At 35.8% G+C, this 22,000-nt stretch carries 20 protein-coding genes, 2 other RNA genes and 2 riboswitches; of the genes, 4 read left to right on the top strand and 18 right to left on the bottom strand.

The window, feature by feature from the left end:
* Nucleotides 1–21: 21 nt before the first annotated feature.
* From F8162_RS19610 to F8162_RS19595, 4 genes are all read right to left on the bottom strand, one after another.
* Nucleotides 22–747 (bottom strand): cation-transporting P-type ATPase, encoded by a 726-nt coding sequence (locus F8162_RS19610; RefSeq protein ID WP_151631032.1) that lies wholly within the window; start codon nt 745–747, stop codon nt 22–24.
* A gap of 345 nt (nt 748–1,092) precedes the next feature.
* Nucleotides 1,093–1,256, bottom strand: a riboswitch (M-box (ykoK) riboswitch).
* A 125-nt stretch (nt 1,257–1,381) separates the two neighbouring features.
* A complete protein-coding gene (locus F8162_RS19605; RefSeq protein WP_000606860.1) occupies nt 1,382–1,768 on the bottom strand; it encodes a DUF350 domain-containing protein in 387 nt (128 codons plus the stop codon).
* Complete coding sequence (locus tag F8162_RS19600; protein ID WP_151631033.1) at nt 1,765–3,000, bottom strand: glutathionylspermidine synthase family protein; 1,236 nt, start codon at nt 2,998–3,000, stop codon at nt 1,765–1,767. Before F8162_RS19600 ends, F8162_RS19605 begins: the two co-directional genes overlap by 4 nt.
* Nucleotides 3,001–3,003: 3 nt before the next feature.
* The gene (locus F8162_RS19595) at nt 3,004–3,315 is read right to left on the bottom strand and encodes a hypothetical protein (protein ID WP_000169030.1); all 312 of its coding nucleotides are present in this window, start codon (nt 3,313–3,315) and stop codon (nt 3,004–3,006) included.
* Between the two features lie 83 nt (nt 3,316–3,398).
* Here F8162_RS19595 and F8162_RS19590 point away from each other — a divergent pair, with 83 nt between their 5' ends.
* Nucleotides 3,399–3,848 (top strand): hypothetical protein, encoded by a 450-nt coding sequence (locus F8162_RS19590; protein ID WP_076536419.1) that lies wholly within the window; start codon nt 3,399–3,401, stop codon nt 3,846–3,848.
* Nucleotides 3,849–3,902: 54 nt separating this feature from the next.
* Here the strand turns inward: F8162_RS19590 and ssrS (F8162_RS19585) are convergent.
* From ssrS (F8162_RS19585) to F8162_RS19565, 5 genes are all read right to left on the bottom strand, one after another.
* Nucleotides 3,903–4,086, bottom strand: a non-coding RNA gene (gene ssrS, locus F8162_RS19585) — 6S RNA.
* A 21-nt stretch (nt 4,087–4,107) separates the two neighbouring features.
* A non-coding RNA gene (ssrS, locus tag F8162_RS19580) (6S RNA) lies at nt 4,108–4,290 on the bottom strand.
* A gap of 116 nt (nt 4,291–4,406) precedes the next feature.
* On the bottom strand, nt 4,407–5,240 hold the full coding sequence (locus tag F8162_RS19575; RefSeq protein WP_151631034.1) for a sulfurtransferase: 834 nt from the start codon (nt 5,238–5,240) through the stop codon (nt 4,407–4,409).
* 2 nt (nt 5,241–5,242) lie between these two features.
* On the bottom strand, nt 5,243–5,515 hold the full coding sequence (locus F8162_RS19570) for a YpbS family protein (protein ID WP_151631035.1): 273 nt from the start codon (nt 5,513–5,515) through the stop codon (nt 5,243–5,245).
* Between the two features lie 21 nt (nt 5,516–5,536).
* Complete coding sequence (locus F8162_RS19565) at nt 5,537–6,004, bottom strand: GNAT family N-acetyltransferase (RefSeq protein ID WP_151631036.1); 468 nt, start codon at nt 6,002–6,004, stop codon at nt 5,537–5,539.
* Nucleotides 6,005–6,076: 72 nt separating this feature from the next.
* On the opposite strand from F8162_RS19565, the gene F8162_RS19560 reads away from it, so the two are divergent.
* Entirely contained in the window at nt 6,077–6,331 is a 255-nt protein-coding gene (locus F8162_RS19560) for a DUF3931 domain-containing protein (RefSeq protein ID WP_000369740.1), read from the top strand.
* A 3-nt stretch (nt 6,332–6,334) separates the two neighbouring features.
* Here F8162_RS19560 and F8162_RS19555 read toward each other — a convergent pair whose 3' ends face one another.
* Entirely contained in the window at nt 6,335–9,994 is a 3,660-nt protein-coding gene (locus F8162_RS19555) for a dynamin family protein (RefSeq protein WP_151631037.1), read from the bottom strand.
* A 549-nt stretch (nt 9,995–10,543) separates the two neighbouring features.
* On the opposite strand from F8162_RS19555, the gene F8162_RS19550 reads away from it, so the two are divergent.
* The gene (locus F8162_RS19550; RefSeq protein WP_151631038.1) at nt 10,544–11,707 is read left to right on the top strand and encodes a DUF418 domain-containing protein; all 1,164 of its coding nucleotides are present in this window, start codon (nt 10,544–10,546) and stop codon (nt 11,705–11,707) included.
* Between the two features lie 15 nt (nt 11,708–11,722).
* Here the strand turns inward: F8162_RS19550 and pbuX are convergent, their stop codons facing one another.
* The 3 genes from pbuX to F8162_RS19530 all read right to left on the bottom strand — a co-directional run bounded on the left by pbuX (nt 11,723) and on the right by F8162_RS19530 (nt 14,714).
* On the bottom strand, nt 11,723–13,045 hold the full coding sequence (gene pbuX / locus F8162_RS19545) for a xanthine permease PbuX (protein ID WP_151631039.1): 1,323 nt from the start codon (nt 13,043–13,045) through the stop codon (nt 11,723–11,725).
* Nucleotides 13,046–13,048: 3 nt separating this feature from the next.
* Nucleotides 13,049–13,642, bottom strand: coding sequence for a xanthine phosphoribosyltransferase (locus tag F8162_RS19540; RefSeq protein WP_151631040.1), 594 nt, complete (start codon nt 13,640–13,642; stop codon nt 13,049–13,051).
* Between the two features lie 107 nt (nt 13,643–13,749).
* A riboswitch (purine riboswitch) is annotated at nt 13,750–13,851 on the bottom strand.
* Nucleotides 13,852–13,967: 116 nt separating this feature from the next.
* On the bottom strand, nt 13,968–14,714 hold the full coding sequence (locus F8162_RS19530) for a type I methionyl aminopeptidase (RefSeq protein WP_151631041.1): 747 nt from the start codon (nt 14,712–14,714) through the stop codon (nt 13,968–13,970).
* A 601-nt stretch (nt 14,715–15,315) separates the two neighbouring features.
* Between F8162_RS19530 and mphL the strand changes: the two genes are divergently transcribed.
* Nucleotides 15,316–16,212, top strand: a complete 897-nt coding sequence (mphL, locus tag F8162_RS19525) for a macrolide 2'-phosphotransferase MphL (RefSeq protein WP_151631042.1) — start codon at nt 15,316–15,318, stop codon at nt 16,210–16,212.
* Nucleotides 16,213–16,252: 40 nt separating this feature from the next.
* Here the strand turns inward: mphL and F8162_RS19520 are convergent, their stop codons facing one another.
* The 5 genes from F8162_RS19520 to F8162_RS19500 form a co-directional block, all read right to left on the bottom strand.
* Nucleotides 16,253–16,723 carry a GNAT family N-acetyltransferase gene (locus F8162_RS19520; protein WP_151631043.1) on the bottom strand — a complete coding sequence of 157 codons (471 nt, stop codon included), beginning with the start codon at nt 16,721–16,723 and terminating at the stop codon, nt 16,253–16,255.
* 48 nt (nt 16,724–16,771) lie between these two features.
* On the bottom strand, nt 16,772–18,289 hold the full coding sequence (gene ypwA, locus F8162_RS19515; protein ID WP_151631044.1) for a carboxypeptidase: 1,518 nt from the start codon (nt 18,287–18,289) through the stop codon (nt 16,772–16,774).
* Nucleotides 18,290–18,389: 100 nt separating this feature from the next.
* Nucleotides 18,390–20,327, bottom strand: coding sequence for an ATP-dependent DNA helicase (locus F8162_RS19510; RefSeq protein WP_151631045.1), 1,938 nt, complete (start codon nt 20,325–20,327; stop codon nt 18,390–18,392).
* 138 nt (nt 20,328–20,465) lie between these two features.
* Entirely contained in the window at nt 20,466–20,648 is a 183-nt protein-coding gene (locus tag F8162_RS19505) for a DUF3921 domain-containing protein (protein ID WP_000376887.1), read from the bottom strand.
* A 61-nt stretch (nt 20,649–20,709) separates the two neighbouring features.
* The gene (locus tag F8162_RS19500; RefSeq protein WP_000521238.1) at nt 20,710–21,849 is read right to left on the bottom strand and encodes a THUMP domain-containing class I SAM-dependent RNA methyltransferase; all 1,140 of its coding nucleotides are present in this window, start codon (nt 21,847–21,849) and stop codon (nt 20,710–20,712) included.
* Between the last annotated feature and the right edge of the window lie 151 nt (nt 21,850–22,000).

The following is a 22,000-nucleotide window of genomic DNA, read 5'->3' as shown; positions in this document are numbered from 1 at the left end:
ATATTTAGCATCATTTACACATTAAGACATTCTACTACAACAAGTATGAAGAATTCCTGAATACGTATTTTTCCCAGTCGAAACAACTACAGCCTTTGCATTTCCACCAACAATATACGTACCTTTGAAACATACGTTTTCAAGTTCAAGTGGATTATAGTCTTTCATTCGTTTTAAAGGTATAAATCGTTTGCGCTCAAGATGATAACAACTTTCAAATTTCTCAATACTCGCATCGTTTCCTGTTAGCACAGATTCATTTACTAATAAATCATTCGCGTAAATGATACGTACATCTGCTGGTACTGTATCACCTTCTGAAAGAAAAATCATATCACCAGGAACAAGCTCTTGCACTGGCACATTCATCATCTTCAGTTCATTGTTTAGCCCTATGCCATTAACACATTCTACTCTAGATACAGTAATCTTTTCACATTGCAATTCATCACGCACTTGTTGTTTTGAAAAACCTGGGATCATTCCACTTAGCTTCATCATGACTTCTGCAATACGTACTCTTTTTGAAGTTAATTCGTTTCGGCCGTATACTTGAATACGTTTTTGTGCCTCTTTCATAGATAATCCGTCTCTTGTTGTTTTAAAATACGCAAATACAGATTTCACATCTCTCGTTGCGATTTCAATTAATAAATCTTTATTTTTTTGAAGCAATGTTTGTTTTTTCATTGATTTTTTACTTAATTTATATGACGTGTTACCCACAGTTTTGTTTGCATATAACATATTATCGTCTCCTCCTTTACAACATAGGAAGAAACGCTTTGTTTCTCAATTTATCCACTTTACCATGAAAGTGTCTAGCGCTTAAACATACATATAAACGCTACATGATGATAAATATAGAGGGAGGAACAAGTCGTTTCCTGCCTACATCATATATTTTTGATTTGAAGTATATGGGTAACGGAACCGAGTCAGAATTTGACATGCTCCTCACCTCCTCGTTTCATTTTATAGTTTATACTATGAAATTACTCATAGCTTTGTAACAAAAAGACCCTTACTCCGAAAAGAGTAAAGGCCATGACATACACAAATAAACGATTCCTAATATAATTAGAAATCTACGGACCTCTCCCTCGCCGAGTTTTAGCACTGTATAGCATAGGTACATTACCAGCTACGTTAAGAAAAACCTTAATTCGATCATTCCTGTTGACCCATTGGCGTCTCTCGACATTTTTGGGCAGTAGCATTTCTCTATACAGGAGCCTCACCTAACAGAGACTTATTATTATTACATAGAAAATGTTACTCTTATTTAAAATAGATGTCAACAGTAGCCTACAATTTTTTCGCAAGGTATGGCGGACTAACGTATATAAAATAAAAAACTTTACGTCTAAACGTAAAGTTTTTAATAAGTGATACAACCAGCAATTACAATCCCAATGGAAAGCGATAAAAACATAAGAAAAAGACCGACTGCTTGATTATCTTCTTCAAGACTTTTATTTATATTAAAGCGCGGTGTAAGCCACTCAGCTAAATAAAAGACGATAATTTGAGCCAAAATCCCAACTGCTCCCCACGAAACCATATCAAGAAGTGAAATAGAATTAGCTGCTGTCGAATATAAAACAATAGCTAACCCAAGTAATCGTCCTCCAAGCACATAGCTTACCGCTTTATTCCCTTGAGCCATTAACTTAAATTCTTTTACTTTCGTTGTCACTTCCATCAGGAATAGTCCAATACATAAAAGTCCAAGTGTGACTGCTAAATATAATAAAAAATTAATCATGTACTTTCCTCCTTTTTTATACCTACCGGTAAATAGTACGATTCATTACCCGTAATTTTTTCCCCAGCACGAATACCGATACTACTCGCTTTTCCCGCAATTAAAAACGAACCAAATACATACGACAGATTCTCTATCCCTTTCTCTGTTTCCAGGGATACAACTGGAAGTTCTGTATACTTTTGAAATATCGGCAGTGACGCTTTATACGTTTGGTGTACATTTTGAATCATAATATTTTCGTCCTTATCGCGAACGGTAATTGTATCTCCCTCTCTACCAAATGAAGGTTTTTGAACGAAACAACCTTTTCCTAAAAATGAATCTGGTTCTAAATATGTAGGTAACATATATTCTTTAATCCACTGTCGTTCCTCATTTGTATAAAAGACATTTTCTTCTGCTAGCCCCCAAATAAGACACTGAATTGATTTTGGCTGAAGTAAAAATGCTGACAAAGGATTTATAATAAAAAGCTTTCCTGATTTTACGAGCTGCAACAGTTCCACACCAACCAAATCTCCTGTTTCAGGATCTTGATCCTCAATTAAATCTTCTATCGGATATGTTTGGCGATATAAAACATCAATTTGTACTCCATCGCTATCCACTAAAGCATCTTTTGTAATTCTAAGTTCTGACATTGGCACTACTTTATTTTCAACATGGCATAACTGACTCAAATACATAGTCGTATTCCAATCCTCAATATGTTCATGATGTGCTGTAAAAACAACATTGGGATTATCTATTCCCTTTGTCGCTTCCATTACGGCTTTTGTAACACCTGAAGATAGTAACCGCTCTTGACCCAAGTTTGGATCATCATAACCTAGTTTCCCACAAACTTTTCCATTCATTTGAAAGCATTCCATAATAAAAGTTGGTGTATCACTATTAAACTCAAGCATTTTAATTTGGTTATCACCTGTTAAAACGAAATCAAATCGCGAAATAACAGATTCAGGATATAATCCTTTCATTCTAATGAATGATAAGCTCGCAGGAGGAAATCCAAATTCAAGAAGCTGTTCATCACTTAAATTACGCAAAAGTCTAGCAGTCTTAAAAAATATTTTCCCCATTCGTTCCGTTGCTAATTGCAATTGTTTCATAGTCTGATTTGTTATAGAGAAAACATGAAACAAACTATATTCACATTCATATAAATCCGACCAAAAATTCGGATGTTTCGAATAAAACTCTTTTCGATCCCTTATATATTGCGACATATGTTAGCCCCCAAATCCTCCCTTTGAACCGCTTCCAATTCCACCTTTAAATTCCGCAGACGATTGATAAGATTTAAACGCCGATGAATTTTTAAAAGTGGATTTATTTTGATAGTATCGCCCACCATAGAAATAATGCCCACGATAACCCGAACTACTATCATCACACTGCCATACCCCAAGTTCATCATCCCAATCCCAATCTGAACAACTATTATCATTCGGTTTTGGGGGAAGATCTTGTGCGCAGCCAAATAAAGTGCCCGTCATTAAAGACGTTACGACACCACCTACTAGCCATTTCGTTTTTGTCACCTTCGCACTCCCCTTTTTAAATTCTATTCCTATTATATAAGATAGCATGATAAAGTAGAAGAAAAAGGAAGAAGAGGGATAAAATGCGCTTAGAATATCGACTTAATGATGAAACGAAAAGGTATCCTGCTTTATGGAACTACGCAAATATTTCTAATTCTGAAATCATCGCCCGCATGACGTGTGAATATTTTATAAAAGATAACAATACATATGTTGTTACTGCAACTTCAGTAGATCCAGACGGAACAGCAGTTATATATATTCAAAAAGAAGAGTTTGCAAATGACCCTTCAGATCCTACATACTCTCACATAGGTTTTGAGGTTAGAGAACTAAGTGAAACGAGTTCAAGCATAATAGATAGTAAAGATGTATGGAACTATGAAGAAATTTTGCCATCTCTTCATTCAGATCTTATATATATTCAGCGCGACGGCATGCATATGGAGTTCGCTTTAGATTCAAGAGAGATTGATGAAGACAGAAAGTGCTATATTTATTATGGGAACTTCACAGGTGAATCGAGATAATATGAATATATGTATGCAACAAAAAAACCTTACGTATAAAACGTAAGGTTTTTATATAGCCCCACATATGCCGTTCTCTCTAGATGTCCATAAACCTGCTCTCACAGGTGGATGCTCTCACAAATGTTTGTAACTTCCTTCTTAAAAAGATGGCTTGTTAGCTACATTTAAATATTGAACTTCCGTATTAAACTTATTGGTTTAAGACATGCATAAGCTACGTACACCGTAGGAATTTTATATAATGTTAGTTGAAATAAGACCCCCGCACGTGCCGCTCCTCGTAAATGTCCAAAAACCCGCTACTCGCAGGTGGATGCCCTCACAGTTACCGTACATCTTCCTCCACAAGGAAGGCTTGATGATGGTCGCTAAATATTGAGCTTCCGTATAACTAACATCGGTTTTAGACATAAATAAGTTACGTACACCGCAGGATGTATTATTTACTTGTCGTTATATTATCACATTGTTTCTCATGTGTAAAATACAAAGTTTTTCGAGCAATTTCTTGCTTGTGACCTTATTTTAATACAAATTTTTTTTGCATGCAAGTGATTAATCTTCTTCTTTTGTAATTTGATTTTCTGGATAAGAAATCCAATCACTCCAGCTACCTGCATACAATTTAACATTTTGGAATCCAGCTAATTTCAATGCAAGGATATTTGGACATGCTGTCACACCAGAACCACAATACACAATTGTTTCCTTATCTTTCGAAAGATTTTGGAATCGTTCTTGTTGCTGAGCTTCATTCTTAAATTGTCCTGATTGTGCAATTCCATCCTTCCAAAAATAGTTTACTGCTGCTGGAATATGTCCTGCTTTTGAATCAACAAGTTCCTCTACACCAGCATAACGTTTTGGCTCTCTAGAATCAATTAACGTAACATCTGCACCTGCATGAATATTCTCTTTGACCGTTTCCATCGTTACAAGCATATGATCTTGTACATTTGCTTTGAATGCTTTTCGTTTAGCAACAGGAATTTCCGTTGTTATCGGTAGTCCATTCTCTTTCCAAGCTGGAAATCCGCCATCTAATATATATACTTTCTCATGTCCTACATAGTTTAATAACCACCAGAGACGAGAAGCATTTGCACCCGCTTGACTGTCATATGCAATTACTGTCGTATGTTCATCAATACCAGCTTGTGAAAGCTTGTCTGCAAACTCCTCAATATTCGGCAACGGATGGCGACCACCATGTTCTGTTACAGGACTTGATAGATCTAAATTTAAATCAAAATATAACGCATGAAGAATATGTTCTTCCTCATACTTTTCTCTACCCCAATTCGGATTCGCTAAATCAAAACGACAATCGATTATACGGACGTTCTCATCTTCTATATGCTCACGTAACCATTCGACTGTAACTATCATCTTTAACGACCTTCTTTCTCTTGCAAACGACTTACATACTCCATAACCATTTCTTCTGTAACATATTTACGCTGCAGTGTAACACCATTTTTTGCAAGCTCATTAATTTGCTTTGTTACAACATTAATGACATCAACCGAAAATTCTTTCCCCTTTGACGCAAGAGATACGGCTGCTTCAATAGCTGCTTCACGCTGCGCATCTAATTGTAAACATGCTTTTACACTTTCATTTTGTTTACGAGAATGTGCTGTAATTGCTTTATGTACTTCCATCTTCTCTTCCCCCTAAATAAGTTATACGTTCTGATTCAATTCCATTGCAAGCCGAATCATATCACGACATACAATCCCATTTTCAATAATCTCTTCTTCATAATGCTTTGAAAAGTAATCAAAATCAATAGAAAAAATACGAAATCCACATTTTTGATATAAAGCAAGTTGTGAAACACTAGAATTGCCTGTACCAACTTCAAGTTTTGACATACCATATCCTTTAGCAGTTTCTATAGCATGACTTAATATCTTCTTTCCAATCCCTTTTCCTTGCAAGTGCTCTACAACCGCAATATTCATAATTTCCATCGTCTTCGGTCTTGTTTCCAAAAGAACATATGCACCGACAACTCTCTCTTCTCGCTTAACTACATATGTTAATCCTCTTTGTACATATGCATCAATTTGCTCCTCACTTGGATCAGCAAGCAATAATAAAGGTTTCGGTATAGCTTCTTTCGAAATAGGTTCTATTACAACAGGCATAAAAATTCCCCTCTTTTCTATTGTTCTAATCCCTCCTTGTCTACCATAAATAATAGAAAGGAGGGATTCACCATGGACAACAATGAGAAAAAGTGCAACGTCATCTCTATTGATGGAAAGAAGAAGAAAAGCGACACGTATTCCTATCCAAAATTAGTAGTAGAAAACAAAACATATGAATTTTCTTCATTCGTCTTATGCGGTGAAACACCAGACGGCAGACGACTCGTTCTTACTCATATGATTTCTACCGATGAATTTGCTGGGTTTGTCAAATCTTTAGATACAGTACTGCAAAAGAAAATTGAACGAATCTTTTTCTCATAACGACTAGATCACATAAATTTCTTTTTCAATCTCCACTAACTGCTTTTGCAATTGTTCTTTACTTTGTTCATATAGTGATACATCAATCGTTTCAGCCAATGCAAATAATATACTTTCATAATAATTCATCACATCTTGCTGCATCACTTTTTGGAATAAGTTCCATTTCATATCCCATTCTTGCTTATAATGATGAACAAATAAATCTTTTTCATCAGCTACATAGTTTGATACGAAAGGCTCTAATACAACTTTAGCCTCTTCTTGCATGAAAGCTTTATCATTTTTTTCAAAAAAGCTTTTTTCATTTTTAAAATGTGCCAATGCTTTTTTGAAATCTTTGATTTCCACTGAAGGGAACGGTTCTTTATGTGTAATATCTTTATATTCATAATCCACTGTTCCACTCATAGAAATTGATTCATTTTCTACTTTACAGTTCACCACAATGTCATTCTTTGCACGCTTCATCGCTTCATCTATCCATTTTTCAAGGCGTAATGATGTCGCACGCATTTCTTGTAATAAATCATGCTGAATAAATGCGACTAATTCCATAACGCACTGTTGCAACTGCACTTTCACATTTCCGTCCGTTCGAAGCGATGCTGGATTAATAAATTCAGTAAACACATCGTTATAGCGTAGGAATAGACGCTGTTGCACGTAATAAAGCAATTCTTTCACTTCATTTTGCATCGCCTGCTCTTCAGCAAGCACACTATATGATGAAATAATATGAAGTAGTTGATCACGCTCTGCTTCATATTTTTTCGTTTGCTTCTCTTTCTCCTCATTCCCCTGCTTTGCACCATTTATCATATTTACTAAAAGCTGATCCGCTCCTTGCAATGCACCATATAAAGCATGAACAGATACGAGCATTAAATCTCTCATCATAAAGGATGTAAATGATTCCTCGAACTTAGCAATCCCAGAGTTTTGTAATATACCGTACTTCTCTCTTTCAATATTCTTTCCTTGTTTCTCTTCAAGCGCACATAAACTTGAAATCGCAAATAAACGCGGATTTCTAATACCGTATTGTAATAGCTGGTCTGCAATATACCCTTTTACCATTTCAAGTTCTTCTTCAGACTCTGCTAAATCGGCCGCATTAATTAAGAAGAACATTTTATCAAGAGCAAAAGTATCCTTTACACGACCAAGCTGGATTAAAAATTCACGATCAGCACGGGAGAACACATGATTATAATACGTTACAAATAAAATAGCATCCGCGTTTTTAATATACTGGAACGCAACATCCGTATGACGGGCGTTAATAGAATCCGCTCCAGGAGTGTCTACAAGCGCTACTCCTTGCCTTGTTAAAGCACAATCATAATAAAGCTCCATGTACTCAACAAAACATGATTTTTCTTCATTCGCTACATAATCAGAAAACTCTTCTAATGTAACTTGTACTTGCTCCCCTAAATGAGCAGAAACTGTATCATACCCTTTTTGTACCGCTCGTAAAAAACTAAATGTTGTTTTTTGCTTCCCGGTTGGTGAAGGATATTTCATAACTTTATCAATTTGTGCTAACGCTTCATCTAACGTAGTAATCTCATAATGAAACAGCTTATAAACAGCTTTCATATCTTCTAATAGAGCTTGCTTTGATTTAAATTGAACCATTACTGTTCCGTGTGGTTTTGCCTCTGTAACCGGCAAAATTTGATTAATCGTTGCCGTCGTCGGATTTGGAGATACAGGAAGTACCTTCTCACCAAGCAATGCATTGGCAAATGATGATTTCCCAGCACTAAACGCTCCGAATAACGCTACTGTAAATTGTTTCGTTTCCACACGACGCCTTTTTTCTATTACCTCTTGCTGTACATGTTTCAGCGCTGGCAATGGCTCTAATATCGTTTCAGCTTTCTTCACTTTCTCTAATATACGCTGAATATTTAAAGCTGCCGTTCCTTTTATCTCTTCTTCATGAGCCGCTACGTTATCGTTTACGCTTTCCTGCTCTTGTAGTGTGAATTTCTCACTAACAATTTGTGTTTTATTTTGCAATATCTCCTCTATCTGCAATCCTTCAGGTGTAGCAACACGCTCGTTCCAAACATTTTGTAAATAACTTTCATATGTCTCCAAATTGTTACTATATTGCAATTTCGTTTCTTTTGCCGTTTGCAACATCGTATATTTTTCAATCTCTTCTTCAATGCGAGCAACTGCTTCCTTCACCTTTTGCTTTAAAACGACTGCACTTTTATCAAAAATTTGCTGTGCTTTTGTAAAATAACGTTTCTTCAGTTCATTCGCTACATCTGCTGTATAAAGAAGTAAGTAATCCCCTGTGAAACCTGCACCTTGTTTAATGACCTCAGCTAACATGTCTGGTCCAAAAGCAATCTCTAAAGCATATATGTCTTTTCCAATTTCCTCTGTGAATAATCCTTCTTCTTTTAAGAAGGCAACAATAAATTCTTTCACATGGAAATCAAGTTGCGTTTCAACAGTCTTTTGCAAAGCAGAATAAAAAGCATCTAAACGTCTCTGTTTTTCTTGCTCCGTCTTTCCTTTCGCAAATAGCAAACCGACCTTAAATTTTGTTAATTTCGTTTCTAAATACGCATTTGCCAATTCTCTCATCTCAAATGGCATTAAATACGCGTTATCTAATATGGCTTGTAAGCCTTTTATAAATTCGTTTCTCACATGAGATTCTTTACTAGCCTCGCGATGTTTAGTTTCCGTTAGCTCTTCTTTCTTTTCAACTATTTCTGAAATCGAAAGCGGTGCCGCTAACTCTTCCTCATATTTCAAAAGAGCTTTTTCATTTTCAGAAAGAATAAACGAGAAATGTTCCCCCATTAAATATTCTGTTTCGCGCTCCATTCCATCTCTTACATACTGCTCTTTTTCTTTCATAATAGATGTAATTAATGTTTCTAGGCTTCCAATTTCATTATGTGGATGGTTCATCATTCGTAATGACGTATAATAAACTCCATCTACTTCAATATCCCAGTTAGAGAACGATTGTTTTACACTATCTTTATAATCCTCAAATGTTAATTCATTTTCTTTATGTTTATCTATTTGATTTACAACGAGATAAACCGTTTTATTACGTTGTTTCAATTCTTTAACAAATTGTAAATTCACTTCCGATTGGACGTGATTATAATCCATCATATAAAAAATTACATCTGCTAGATGCAGCGTTGATTCTGTCGCAAGTTGATGGGCATCATCTGTTGAGTCAATCCCTGGTGTATCAACTAACATAACACCTTCAGGAATTGGGGCATCATTCCGATAAATGTGAACACCAATTACCTCATCACCGTCTTTACAAATTTGTTTTAATTCTTCAGCTGAATACGCACCGTCATATTCGTACTGTTCTCCAGACTTAACTGTTACGACAACACGATCCATCCCTTTTTCAATTTTGACAACGTTAGCGCTTGTCGGAATTGGACTTGTTGGTAATAACTGCGCTTTATATAGATGATTCATCATCGTTGATTTTCCTGCAGAGAAGTGACCACAAAACGCTATCATAAGCTGCTCTTGTTTATATTTTTGAATCACCTCAAACAACTTTACACTATTCTCTGCATCGCCGTGTTTTTGCCACTCTTCATAAAAACAAACAAGTTTTTTCATACCGTTTGTCTGTACTATGTTTGTCATCCCCTTGTTCCCCTTTATCCAAGATGTATATACTTCTCCCCGCTATTTGCGAGCTAATAATCAACGGGATATACATCCCCGCATTGATTACAGTTTCACTTTACTATCATACTAAATTTTCAGCATATTCTCATTAAAAATAAAAAATCCCTTTCATTCTTTTTACAAATGAAAGGGATTTTATGTCATATCACTCATTTTGCTGTTCCTACTCCATTTAAAACATACTTTGTAATAACTGCATATACAGCGACTGTACCTGCTACTAATGCATACACCATACTCATGCACCAACCTTTTTTGATAATGATTATCACTTTTGAATACATTTTATCATTAAAGAGAATCATTATCAACACTTTTCATAAAGAAAGCCCCTTATAAGAAGGAGCTTTACTGCCTGTTTTGAAGAAGGTTAAAACTTGTTGTGCACTCTTATTATATCTCATAATACACATCTTAACAGTTTTAAAAATTGGAAATTACCTATATACCCTCCTCTTTACATTTTGTATAATAAAAGGGAATTACTTAACAAGGAGGAAAATAATGACACAAAATATTTCACAAGGCGAGAGGATACACTCCATCGATATTATTAGAGGAATAGCTGTACTAGGTATTTTTCTTGTTAACTGGCCTGTTATCGCTGGGATTGACTCACGTGATCTTTCAGGAATTTATGAGGGGCTAGATAGCTATATCCGTCTGTTTTACGATATGTTTATTCAAACAAAGTTTTATACTATCTTTTCGTTTTTATTCGGCCTAGGCTTTTACATTTTTATGACTCGTGCTGAAGCGAAAACAGATCGACCAAAAACTTTATTTGTTCGTCGCTTACTTATTTTATTATTATTTGGTTTCTTACATTACGTTCTTTTATGGGACGGAGACATTTTACATACTTATGCAATCGCTGGATTTTTCTTATTTTTATTTTATAAGAGAGAGCCTCGTACCATTTTAATATGGGCAATCGTTTTATTAAGTATTTTTCAATTTCTTATGCTAATTGCTAGTATTGGTATTGCCTTCATGCCAAAGGATGAACTTGGATTATCCTTACCAATCATGCCACTTGAAGACTGGGTGTCACAAATACAAAATCGTTTCCATGCATTTTATGCTGATGGAATTGGACTAAACGCATTCATGCTCCCAGAAACAGTTGGGCTATTTTTACTTGGTTTATATGCCGGCAAAAAGGATATTTTCCGCCGTACGAAAGAGTTAGATCCAAAGCTTAAAAAATGGCAAATTATTATGTTCATTTTAACATTGCCAATGTGGTTCTTCATGGTCCGTTATTTCTTATCAAAACCATCTTATGAACCAATTTATATGCAGGCCTTTACAATGTTTAGTGGAAAGACATTATTCATCTTCTACATTTTCACGCTTATGCGTTTATTACAGAAAGAAAAATGGCAAACATTATTACGACCATTCCAATACGTCGGTCGAATGGCGTTAACAAATTACATCTCGCATACAATCGTTACGTTACTAGTATTCGGTCTATTGTTCAAAAATGATTATCTTGCTCCATTATGGGTAGGACCACTATTCTGCATCGGTTTCTACACGTTGCAAATCTTTATTAGCCGTTGGTGGCTGTCACGTTATCAATACGGGCCACTTGAATACATTTGGCGTCTTGGTACGTATGGGAAAATGATGCCACTTAAAAAGAAAAGCAAGGTCTCATAACGAGACCTTGCTTTTTTATGCTTCTCTTACTGCACTTTGCATAGGAACTGGCTCTTCTTTTACTTTCACTTTACGCTGCGGCACCATATTAAATACGATATTTAAAAGGACTGCTGACGCACTTCCAAGTACAATTCCATTATCAGTTAAAATACGAATGCTTTCTGGAAGTTGTGAGAATAATGTAGGAACGACTGTAACTCCAAGTCCGATTCCGACAGAGCATGCCACGATTAATAAGTTTTCTTGTTTACCAAAATCAACGCTACTTAACATTTTAATACCATACGCCATAACCATACCGAACATTGCTAACATTGCACCGCCAAGTACTGATTTTGGAATGATTGTAGTAATAGCTGCGATTTTAGGAATGAACCCAAGAACGATTAGCATACCACCACAAGTATAAATAATAACGCGATTTCTTACTCCAGTTAGTTGAACAAGTCCTACGTTTTGAGAGTATGTTGTATATGGGAACGCGTTGAAAATACCACCTAACACCATCGCTAATCCTTCTGCGCGATACCCTTTTGTTAATTCTTTTTCGCCAATCTTTTTATTGCAAATATCAGATAATGCGAAGTAAACACCTGTTGCTTCTACAATCCCTACGCAAGCAACTAAAATCATCGTAATAATTGGTGTTAATTCAAATGTTGGTGTACCGAAGTAAAATGGCTGAATACCATGGAACCAATCAGCTTCTCCAACCGCTTGCAAGCTTACTTTCCCCATAAATGCTGCAACGATTGTACCGAACAATAGACCTAGTAAAATAGAGATTGAACGAATAAACCCGTCAAAGAAACGATACATAATGATGATAAATAGTAACACACCAAATGCTAATGCTAAATTTTCAAGACTACCGAAATCCTTACTTCCTACTCCTCCAGCCATATCATTAATTGCTGCTGGAACAAGTGTAACCCCAATTACAGTAACGACAGATCCTGTTACGACAGGTGGAAACAGCTTTACAAGCTTTCCAAATAATTTCGCAAAAATAACAACGAATAACCCCGCAGCAATAATCGCTCCATAAATAGAGGATACGCCGTATTGTTTCCCGATTGCAATCATCGGGCCAACCGCTGTAAATGTACAACCAAGTACAACGGGAAGTCCAATACCGAAAAAGCGATTTGATAATGCTTGTAAAATTGTCGCAACGCCGCACATTAATAAATCAATTGAGACTAAATATGTTAACTCTTTTTGATTTAAACCAAGTCCGCCGCCCACAATAAGCGGAACGATAATTGCACCAGCATACATTGCAAGCATATGCTGCATACCAAGTGATGCGATTTTAAATGGATGTTGCTTCATCGTTTATTTCACCTCCGCAGTTTCTTGCTGTACAAATGTAACTGTGCTGTTATCAAGTGATGCAATCTCTGCTAGCGACTCAACACGAACGCCTTGTTCACGAAGCTTCTTTCCTCCATCTTGAAATGCTTTTTCAATAACAATACCAATTCCTGCAATACTCGCTCCAGCTTGCTCTACTAAACTCATTAAACCTAAAGCAGCCTGACCGTTTGCTAAAAAGTCATCGATAATTAAAACGCGATCATTTTCATCGATATGATTTCGAGATAATGAAATTTCATTCGTTTCTTGTTTCGTAAATGAGTATACGTTTGCAACGTACATATTATCTTGTAACGTTAACGATTTACGTTTTCTTGCAAAGATTACTTTTACACCAAGCTCTAATGCAGCCATAACAGCTGGTGCAATGCCTGAAGATTCAATCGTCACGATCTTTGTAATGTTCTCTTCTTTAAAACGTTTAGCAAATTCTTTTCCGATTTCTTGCATAAGTACTGGGTCAATTTGATGGTTTAAAAAAGCATCTACCTTTAATACGTCACCAGATAAAACCTTTCCTTCGTTCAAAATCTTTTCTTGTAATACTTTCATGTTTGTTCCCCCTCTTATGCAATAAAAAAACTCCAAAAGCCGCCACCACTCGTTACAAGTGAGAGACGTGCTTTTGGAGTTTCGCAAAAAAGAATGCTAAACAAGCAAATATATTCGTCCTCACTCATAGTCAAAGTATTTACGGTACTTCGGTAGAAACTTGCAGGCCATATCCCCGCGATTATATGAGTGTAGCTAACTATTTATTTTATAGATGGATTATAACGCACTTTTTATACTTTGAAAAGTATTTATTAACAAAACACGTACAAATTTTATCAAAACATCATTTTCGTTCGAGTTTTGTAAACTCTTACATATTATTTCAAAGCGTCGTTAAAACAATTGGCCCATCTTTTGTAATCGCAATTGTATGCTCATATTGCGCTGATAATTTCCCGTCCATCGTTCTTGCAGTCCATCCATTTAAATCTACTTTCGAATATCGCATACCTACATTTACAATTGGCTCAATTGTAATGACCATTCCTTCTTGCAACTCAGGCCCTTGCCCTTTCTTCCCAAAATGAAAAATTGCTGGTTCTTCATGAATCTCTTTACCAATTCCGTGCCCCGTAAAGTCTCTTGCGACAGAAAAACCTTCATTTGCTACATAACTTTCAATTGCATAGCCAATGTCTCCTACATGATTACCGATTACCGCCTGATCAATCCCTTTATACAAAGCATTTTCAGCTACTACTAATAGCCTTTCTGCTTCACCAGAAACATTTCCAACAACATACGTCCAAGCAGAATCTGAAAGACCACCATTTAAGTTTACTACCATGTCAATTGTTACAATATCGCCCTCAGTTAAAGGTACATCCACCGGAAACCCATGACACATTTCATCGTTTATAGATGCACATATCGCATATGGATACCCGTTATATCCTTTCTGCTGAGATATTGCACCATGCTTTTCTAAATATGCTTCAACAAACGTATTAATTTCTTTTGTCGTAATACCTGGTTTCATCATTTTCGCAATTTCCCTATGACATGAAGCAAGTAACTTCCCAGATTCGTGCATTAAATCTATTTCATTTTTCGTTTTAATTGTAACCATGCTTACCTCTACCTTCCTTGCTAAACTTACTATTTGCTACTAATACAAATCCTCTTCCAAAACTTCCAATTATAAAAGCTAACATCATTTCTTCTATTTTCCGAATGTAAATTTTTATTTAATTCGTTTTTACATATTACATCTAGTATTTTTTGTTGATGTTTACTTATAAACAAAGTATAGTAACACTATACTATTAAAAGGAGGATTGTTAAAGATGATGCATGCAGGAAGACTACGTCAGCAAACTTTGAACAATAAGTAACTTAATACGTTCAAAGGCTCTGTTTTCATAAAGCAGAGTAAACGGGATTAGTCTGCACATTTTTAATAATCTTCAACGGAAGAATACACTTTCCATATGAAGAAAGGTAGATATACATCTGTCTTTTTTTCGTATATTTTTTCATACAAAGAGAGACGTTTATTCATTATATCCTCGTTTACTCTTAACCACAGACAGAAGCCCGTCTGTGGTTTTTTTATGATTACATTTTCTTATATCTCGCTACTTTAATCATATGGATGTAGTTAGAAACAATTCGTAACAGAAAACATATGAAAACATTGAAATCAAAATAAACATTTGGAGGAAATAAAAATGAATACACTTAAAGTGAAACAATTAGCAAATCAGGAAGGTCTAAATATATTAGAAGATTCAATAGAAATCAATGAATCTGGCGTTGACTTCCAAGTAGCACACGTTACAGAACAAAACGGGGATAAATGGATACTACGAATTCCTCGTAGACGAGAATCTATGAGACATGCTCTACGTGAAAAAGAAGCATTAGAAATCATGAAAAAACATGCAGAATTCCAAGTTCCTGATTGGTCTATATTTTCTGAGGAACTAATTGCTTATAAACAACTAAGTGGCGTTCCTGCCGCTACTATCGATATAGAACAACAAAGTTATATATGGACCTTTAACGAAAAGGATGTACCAACTGAATACTATATTTCCTTAGGAAAAGTTCTAGCGAATTTACACTCATTACCTCAGCAAAAATTTAATAATATAGGTGTTGAAATTCTTACTGCTAATGAATTAAGAACTTCTATGAAACAAAGGATGACTCGAGTGAAGGAACAATACCACATCAATCAAAACTTATGGGATCGTTGGCAAGCATGGCTAGCTGAAGACTCTTTTTGGCCATCTCACGTAGGAGTAAAGCATGGGGATATCCATCCAGGTCATATCCTGATTGATAATAAAAGTAAGGTAACTGGCGTAATCGATTGGACAGAAGTAGGGATAGGTGATGTATCTATAGATTTCACATCGCATTATCTACTCTTTGGAAAGGATGGACTAACAAAGTTAATTCACTCTTATGACAACGCTGGCGGTAAAACTTGGTCAAGAATGGATGAACATATTATCGAACTTCTAACAACGAGTAGTATTACTGTTGCTGAATACGCTCAAGTGTCAGGTTTGAAAGATATGCATGAAATAGCTGTACACATGCTATCAACTGAAAGTTAATGAAGTTGCAAAAAACAGAAGAACCCTCTTCTGTTTTTTGTTATTTTTCACATATATAATTCATTTTCAAAAACTCTAAACAACTACCGTTTGTTTTCTGTACAAACGTACCAACTGCTTCAAATCCTGCTCTTTTATACACTTTGATTGCTCTCTCATTAAATGTCGCTACTGATAACGTTATATAGTTGCAACCGTATTTTCCTTTACTAAAAGCTAGTCCAGCGTTTACGAACTGTAAACCAAATCCATTTCCAGTTATATCAGGTTTCATTCCAAGACCTATATCAACCGTTCCATCACTTATTTTATAAACAGTAAAAAATCCAATGAGAATGCCATCTTCATTTACAGAAAATGTATGATCCCCTCTACTTTCATCATGTAAAAACTCAGCTAAATCTTCTTCATCTGCCTCTATATCGTAAAAGGAATATTCCCCTTCATAATGCCAGTTATATGCAATCTCTTCCGCTTCTTCTTGCGTCATTACTGTATATGTATAAACCATTCTTCTATCCCCCTTTTAAAAAAAGAGCTGCAATTAAGCAGCTCTTTTTTATACCTCATAAATTTCTTTATACTTCGCTTCTAAATAATCTGCTAAGTAATTTGCATTTAACCCTTCGCCTGTTACATCTTCTAAAATTTCAAGCGGCTTTTTCGTTTTACCATATTGGTGAATATTTTCTGTTAACCATTCACGAATTGGCGTTACGTTTCCTTCTTCTAATAATGCGTCAAAGTTCGGAATATCTTTTAACATTCTTTGCTTAAATTGCGCTGCATACATATAACCAAGCGCGTAAGATGGGAAGTATCCAAATGAACCACCAGCCCAGTGAACATCTTGCAATACACCTTGCGCATCGCTTTCCGGACGAATTCCTAAATATGCTTCCATCTTATCATTCCAAGCCGCTGGCAAATCCTTCACTTGTAATGTACCATCAAATAATTCTTTCTCAAGTTCATAACGAACCATGACGTGAAGCGAATATGTAAGCTCATCTGCTTCTATACGAATGAATGATGGTTTCGATTCGTTAATCGCATCATAAAACTCATCTACTGATATATCATTGAATTGACCATCGCTATACTCTTTTAATAAATCATAATTTTTCTTCCAGAATGATTTATTACGGCCAATAAAGTTCTCAAAGAATAATGATTGTGACTCATGAATACCCATAGATGTTCCACTACATAGCGGTGTACCTTCAAATTTCTCTGCAATATTTTGTTCATATACAGCATGACCACATTCATGAATTGTTCCAAACACAGCCATACGGAAATCTTTTTCATCATAGCGTGTTGTAATACGAACGTCTCCTCTATTTAATGTAATCTCAAATGGATGTACCGTTTCATCAAGACGACCTGCTTCAAAGTCATAATTTAATTGCTTTAATAGCTCTAATGTAAAGTTTTTTTGTTTTTCTTTTGAAAAATGTTCTGATAAAGCACTTGTCTTTAATCTCTTTTGCGATTCGGATATTTCTTTTACGAGCGGAACGATACGCTCACGAAGTTGACCAAATACGTGATCTAACACTTCTACTGTAATACCCGGCTCATACATATCTAATAATGTATTATATTTATATGTTTCGTAACCCCAATATGTAATAAATTTCTTTTTAAATTCAACTATTTGTTCTAAATACGGACGGAACATTTCGAAATCAGATTTTTCACGAGCTTCTTCCCACACACTCTCCGCTTTCGCTTCTAATTTCACATACGCTTCATATTCCGCTTGTGGAATTTTTTTATTTCTATCATATTCTTTACGACACTCTTCAACCATTTTCTTCGTCGTTTCAGAAAGTTTGTCTTCACGTATTAAAGCTTCAAGTTCTGTTAAATAGTTCCCCATCTCATCTGAAGTCGACATTACAAATACTTCTGATGAAAGCATACCAATTACTTCTGAACGCTGGTCTACACCTTTTTTAGGCGCACCTGTTCTTAAGTCCCAAAACATTAAACTTAATGCTTCTCCGTAATTTTGTATCTTCTTCACATATGTTAAAAATTGTTTTTCTACTTCATATGTAGCTACTGTCATCGTATAAAACCTCCCTTTTCTACCTCAAACTTAATTCGACATGGAAATCTAAATTCCTTTTATAATAGAAAAAAAGCTTGGCAAGCGCCAAGCTTTCTCCTTATAATTCTTTACCTTCTACTGGTAGTACGTTTTTCACCGCTGCTATCACTTTCTCATCTTCTGTATCAGATAAGAAGATTGATATAGCACCTTTATCGTCGCTCGTACGAATTAAACGTCCAATCCCTTGACGAAGACGTAAAATCATATATGGTACATCTACATCCCAGAATGGATCATTTACATGTTTACGCTTCGCTTCAAACACAGGATCGTTTGGAGGGAATGGTAATGACCAAATAATAACATGTGATAATGATGAACCAGGAATATCTAAACCTTCCCATAAATGAACGGCACATAGCACAGTCTCTTCTTCATTTTGGAAACGAGAAACGAGCTGACTAATTTCTTGATCCCCCTCATATAGGAACGGAACTGACATTTGTTCTTTACTTACATATTCTTTAAACGCTGCAAGTTCTTGTGTTGTACGGAATAATACAAGTGTACGTCCATTTGTTTTCTGTATATTTTCAAGTGTATATTGACACTTTGTTTCCCATTCATTTTCTTTCGTATGCGATAATAAGTTTACTGCCATTTGCTCCTCATAATCAAACGGTGAGGCAACTGAGAATGATAAGTAATCTTTTACCCCTAGGCTATTCGCTGTAAATGCGAATGAATCGTTGTTAGATAGTGTAGCAGAAGAGAAAATGTACGGGATCTTCTTCGAGAATACTTTCTCTTGTAACACTTCTTCAACTGCACGTGGCATAATCACTAACGTGAAGGCTCCATCACCTTCTTCACCCCATGTAATTACATTTTTCTCGTGCATAAACAGACGAAGTGAATGTTCTAACACATCTAAATGTTCATCAACGATATTTAAGTCATACGTGTTTACTGTATGCATTTCACTTTCAAATACTAATGCATCACCAACTTCACCAATTTTCGCATAAAGTCTATTCGCTTCAGCTGTTACTTTTTCTGTCACAGTAATTTCTAAACGATCAGAACCGGCGATTTCCTTTTTATTTTCTTGTAACACATCAAAGAATCGCTCTGTTTGCCAAATTGTTTCTTCCACTAAATGTGCAAACTCTTCACGAATATCGTTTTGCAATAATCTCGTTAAAAGTTGCTCCATCATCGTTTGCTTTAAGCGATATGTTAAAGCTTTTTGAGCTGCATATTCTACAAGATGTCCTTCATCGAATACAACGCAGCTACTTTCAGGTAATAACGGAATTTGCCCTTCACGCTTACGAGCATCGTACGTCCAAATATGATCCATGTAGAAATCTTGAGAACAAATAATTAAATCTGCCGCTTTACGATAATGTTCACGAGAAAGAGTTTGACCACAACGATGACGAGAATCACAAGTGAAGCAATCTTGGAAATAATCCCAATTTACTTTTGACCATTCCTCATCATTTAAAAGCGGAAATTCTTTTCTGTCACCGTAGTGAGTAAAGTTTTGCATCGTACCATGATCGAATACAAACTGTGGTAATTCGTAGTATACATCTTCAATTACTTCTGGAGCTCGTCCACTCATAACATCTTCAAGTTTACGTAAACATAAATAATTATCCATTGATTTCGCAAGTCTAACATCAACAGATAGTCCTAATGCTTCAGATAACTTAGCAATGTCCCCTTCTTCTTTCACAAGCTGCTCAATTAACGTTTCATCAGCACAAGCGATAATAGCTGGTTTTCCAGTATAACGCGCATAGCAAATTGCATATAGAAGATATACAATTGTTTTCCCTGTTCCTACACCCGCTTCTGCGAACATTACTTTCTTTTCTTGGAAAGCACGCTCTAATTGAAACGCCATAAAAATTTGTTCATCACGCTCTTCAAAGCCTTTTTCCGGAAGGATATCGTAAAACACATCTCCAATCCATTCATTCAACTTATCATAAAAATTATCTTGTTTTCCTACTTCAAATGGTAATCTCTTCTCAGTAAACATCCTTAGCCTCCAACCAAAAAGTTTTTTTATAAAAAGATATAGCAACTGCTACACATATGTGTGCAGCCACTTTCCCCTGTTGCCATACATAGAAATACACGAAAAAAAATTTTCCTTTCGAAAAAGGAAAATTTTTTTCTATATTAATGACTTTAAATACCGTTTATCAATCGCTGTTTCGTGTGAAAGAGCTGACAAATATTCTTCTTGTGCTTTTTGTATTTCATCTACAATCGCACCTTGGCTATCCACTTCTTTTCCGATCTCATCATACGTACGATGAATAGCTTTTTGAATCATCGATAATTGGAAACTATCCATATCACGTCCTCCTTTACGCATTACATAATAGCCAGTATATGCGCGCTGGAGGAGTTTTATACTATGAATTACGCGGTGGACGTTTTCCGAAGTATTGGTAGTAATCTGTACGGATAAATCCATTAAATAGTTTACGTTTCTTCGATGCATCTTTTCCATAACATTTTTCAAATGCTTCGTAGCTTGTTAATACATACGCTGACCATGTGTCTAATGGGCGGAATACTTGTCCCATTTCTTTGTACAATTGTTCAACGAGTGCTTTTTCACTTAAACGTTCTCCGTATGGAGGATTCGTTACAACATATCCATAATCCTCTTTTGTCGTGAAATCTTTTACTTGCATTTGTTTAAATGTGATTAAATCACCCAAACCTACTTCTTCAGCGTTGTCTTGAGCAACTCGGATCATACGATGATCGATATCTGATCCAATGATTTGTAGTGGTTGATTATAATTCGCTAAATCTTCAGCTTCTTGACGAGCTTCACGCCAGTTTTGTTTACCAACCCAGCCCCACTCATCTGATGCGAAGCCACGGTTAAATCCTGGTGCAATATTTTGTCCAATTAATGCCGCTTCAATCGGAATTGTACCTGATCCACAGAAAGGATCCACGAAAGGACGATCTGGCTTCCAGTTCGTTAACTTAATTAAAGACGCAGCCAATGTTTCTTTTAATGGGGCTTCCCCTTGATCCATACGGTATCCACGTTTATGCAGCCCAACACCACTTGCATCAATTGTTAATGTTGCAATATCCTTGAGCATTGCGATCTCAATACGGAATAACGGACCATCTTCTTCAAACCAAGTTGTACGTTTATATGTTGTTTTTAATTTTTCAACGACAGCTTTTTTAACGATACGTTGGCAATCTGAAACACTGAACAACTCAGATTTTAACGATTTACCAATTACAGGGAACTCTCCGTTCTCTGGAATATAATCTCCCCAGTTTAATGCTTTCGTTTTTTCAAACAGCTCATCAAATGTTGTCGCTTTGAATTCGCCAACTTTAATTTTCACACGGTCCGCAGTACGTAACCATAAGTTCGTGCGACAAATCGCCTTTTCATCTGCTTCAAATGTTACTTTGCTGTTTTCCACTTGGCATTCATAACCAAGATCACGAACTTCTCGGGCAACTAACGATTCAATACCCATTGCCGCTGTTGCAATTAAAGTAACTTTTCCCATTTGCATTCACCTCTTATGTATAGTTAAACAATAATTAATAGCAATTTGTCCTATTAACCATTACATTTTACGAAGAATTTTCTCATTAACCATTTTAACTCATAATTTATAACTTCATACAAATAAAAAGCCCTCCTCTAACAAAGGAGAG

This window comes from Bacillus sp. CH140a_4T (genome assembly GCF_008923725.1).
In the GTDB taxonomy this organism is placed as follows: Bacteria; Bacillota; Bacilli; order Bacillales; family Bacillaceae_G; genus Bacillus_A.
The sequence above is the reverse complement of the archived record's forward strand: the minus strand, read 5'-3'. Positions and strand labels throughout refer to the sequence as shown.

Coding starts and splice junctions, on each gene's coding strand:
- F8162_RS19610 (WP_151631032.1), bottom strand. CDS start 747: ATGTTATATGCAAACAAAACTGTGGGTAACACGTCATATAAATTAAGT.
- F8162_RS19605 (WP_000606860.1), bottom strand. CDS start 1,768: ATGATTAATTTTTTATTATATTTAGCAGTCACACTTGGACTTTTATGT.
- F8162_RS19600 (WP_151631033.1), bottom strand. CDS start 3,000: ATGTCGCAATATATAAGGGATCGAAAAGAGTTTTATTCGAAACATCCG.
- F8162_RS19590 (WP_076536419.1), top strand. CDS start 3,399: ATGCGCTTAGAATATCGACTTAATGATGAAACGAAAAGGTATCCTGCT.
- F8162_RS19575 (WP_151631034.1), bottom strand. CDS start 5,240: ATGATAGTTACAGTCGAATGGTTACGTGAGCATATAGAAGATGAGAAC.
- F8162_RS19570 (WP_151631035.1), bottom strand. CDS start 5,515: ATGGAAGTACATAAAGCAATTACAGCACATTCTCGTAAACAAAATGAA.
- F8162_RS19565 (WP_151631036.1), bottom strand. CDS start 6,004: ATGCCTGTTGTAATAGAACCTATTTCGAAAGAAGCTATACCGAAACCT.
- F8162_RS19560 (WP_000369740.1), top strand. CDS start 6,077: ATGGACAACAATGAGAAAAAGTGCAACGTCATCTCTATTGATGGAAAG.
- F8162_RS19555 (WP_151631037.1), bottom strand. CDS start 9,994: ATGACAAACATAGTACAGACAAACGGTATGAAAAAACTTGTTTGTTTT.
- F8162_RS19550 (WP_151631038.1), top strand. CDS start 10,544: ATGACACAAAATATTTCACAAGGCGAGAGGATACACTCCATCGATATT.
- pbuX (WP_151631039.1), bottom strand. CDS start 13,045: ATGAAGCAACATCCATTTAAAATCGCATCACTTGGTATGCAGCATATG.
- F8162_RS19540 (WP_151631040.1), bottom strand. CDS start 13,642: ATGAAAGTATTACAAGAAAAGATTTTGAACGAAGGAAAGGTTTTATCT.
- F8162_RS19530 (WP_151631041.1), bottom strand. CDS start 14,714: ATGGTTACAATTAAAACGAAAAATGAAATAGATTTAATGCACGAATCT.
- mphL (WP_151631042.1), top strand. CDS start 15,316: ATGAATACACTTAAAGTGAAACAATTAGCAAATCAGGAAGGTCTAAAT.
- F8162_RS19520 (WP_151631043.1), bottom strand. CDS start 16,723: ATGGTTTATACATATACAGTAATGACGCAAGAAGAAGCGGAAGAGATT.
- ypwA (WP_151631044.1), bottom strand. CDS start 18,289: ATGACAGTAGCTACATATGAAGTAGAAAAACAATTTTTAACATATGTG.
- F8162_RS19510 (WP_151631045.1), bottom strand. CDS start 20,327: ATGTTTACTGAGAAGAGATTACCATTTGAAGTAGGAAAACAAGATAAT.
- F8162_RS19505 (WP_000376887.1), bottom strand. CDS start 20,648: ATGGATAGTTTCCAATTATCGATGATTCAAAAAGCTATTCATCGTACG.
- F8162_RS19500 (WP_000521238.1), bottom strand. CDS start 21,849: ATGGGAAAAGTTACTTTAATTGCAACAGCGGCAATGGGTATTGAATCG.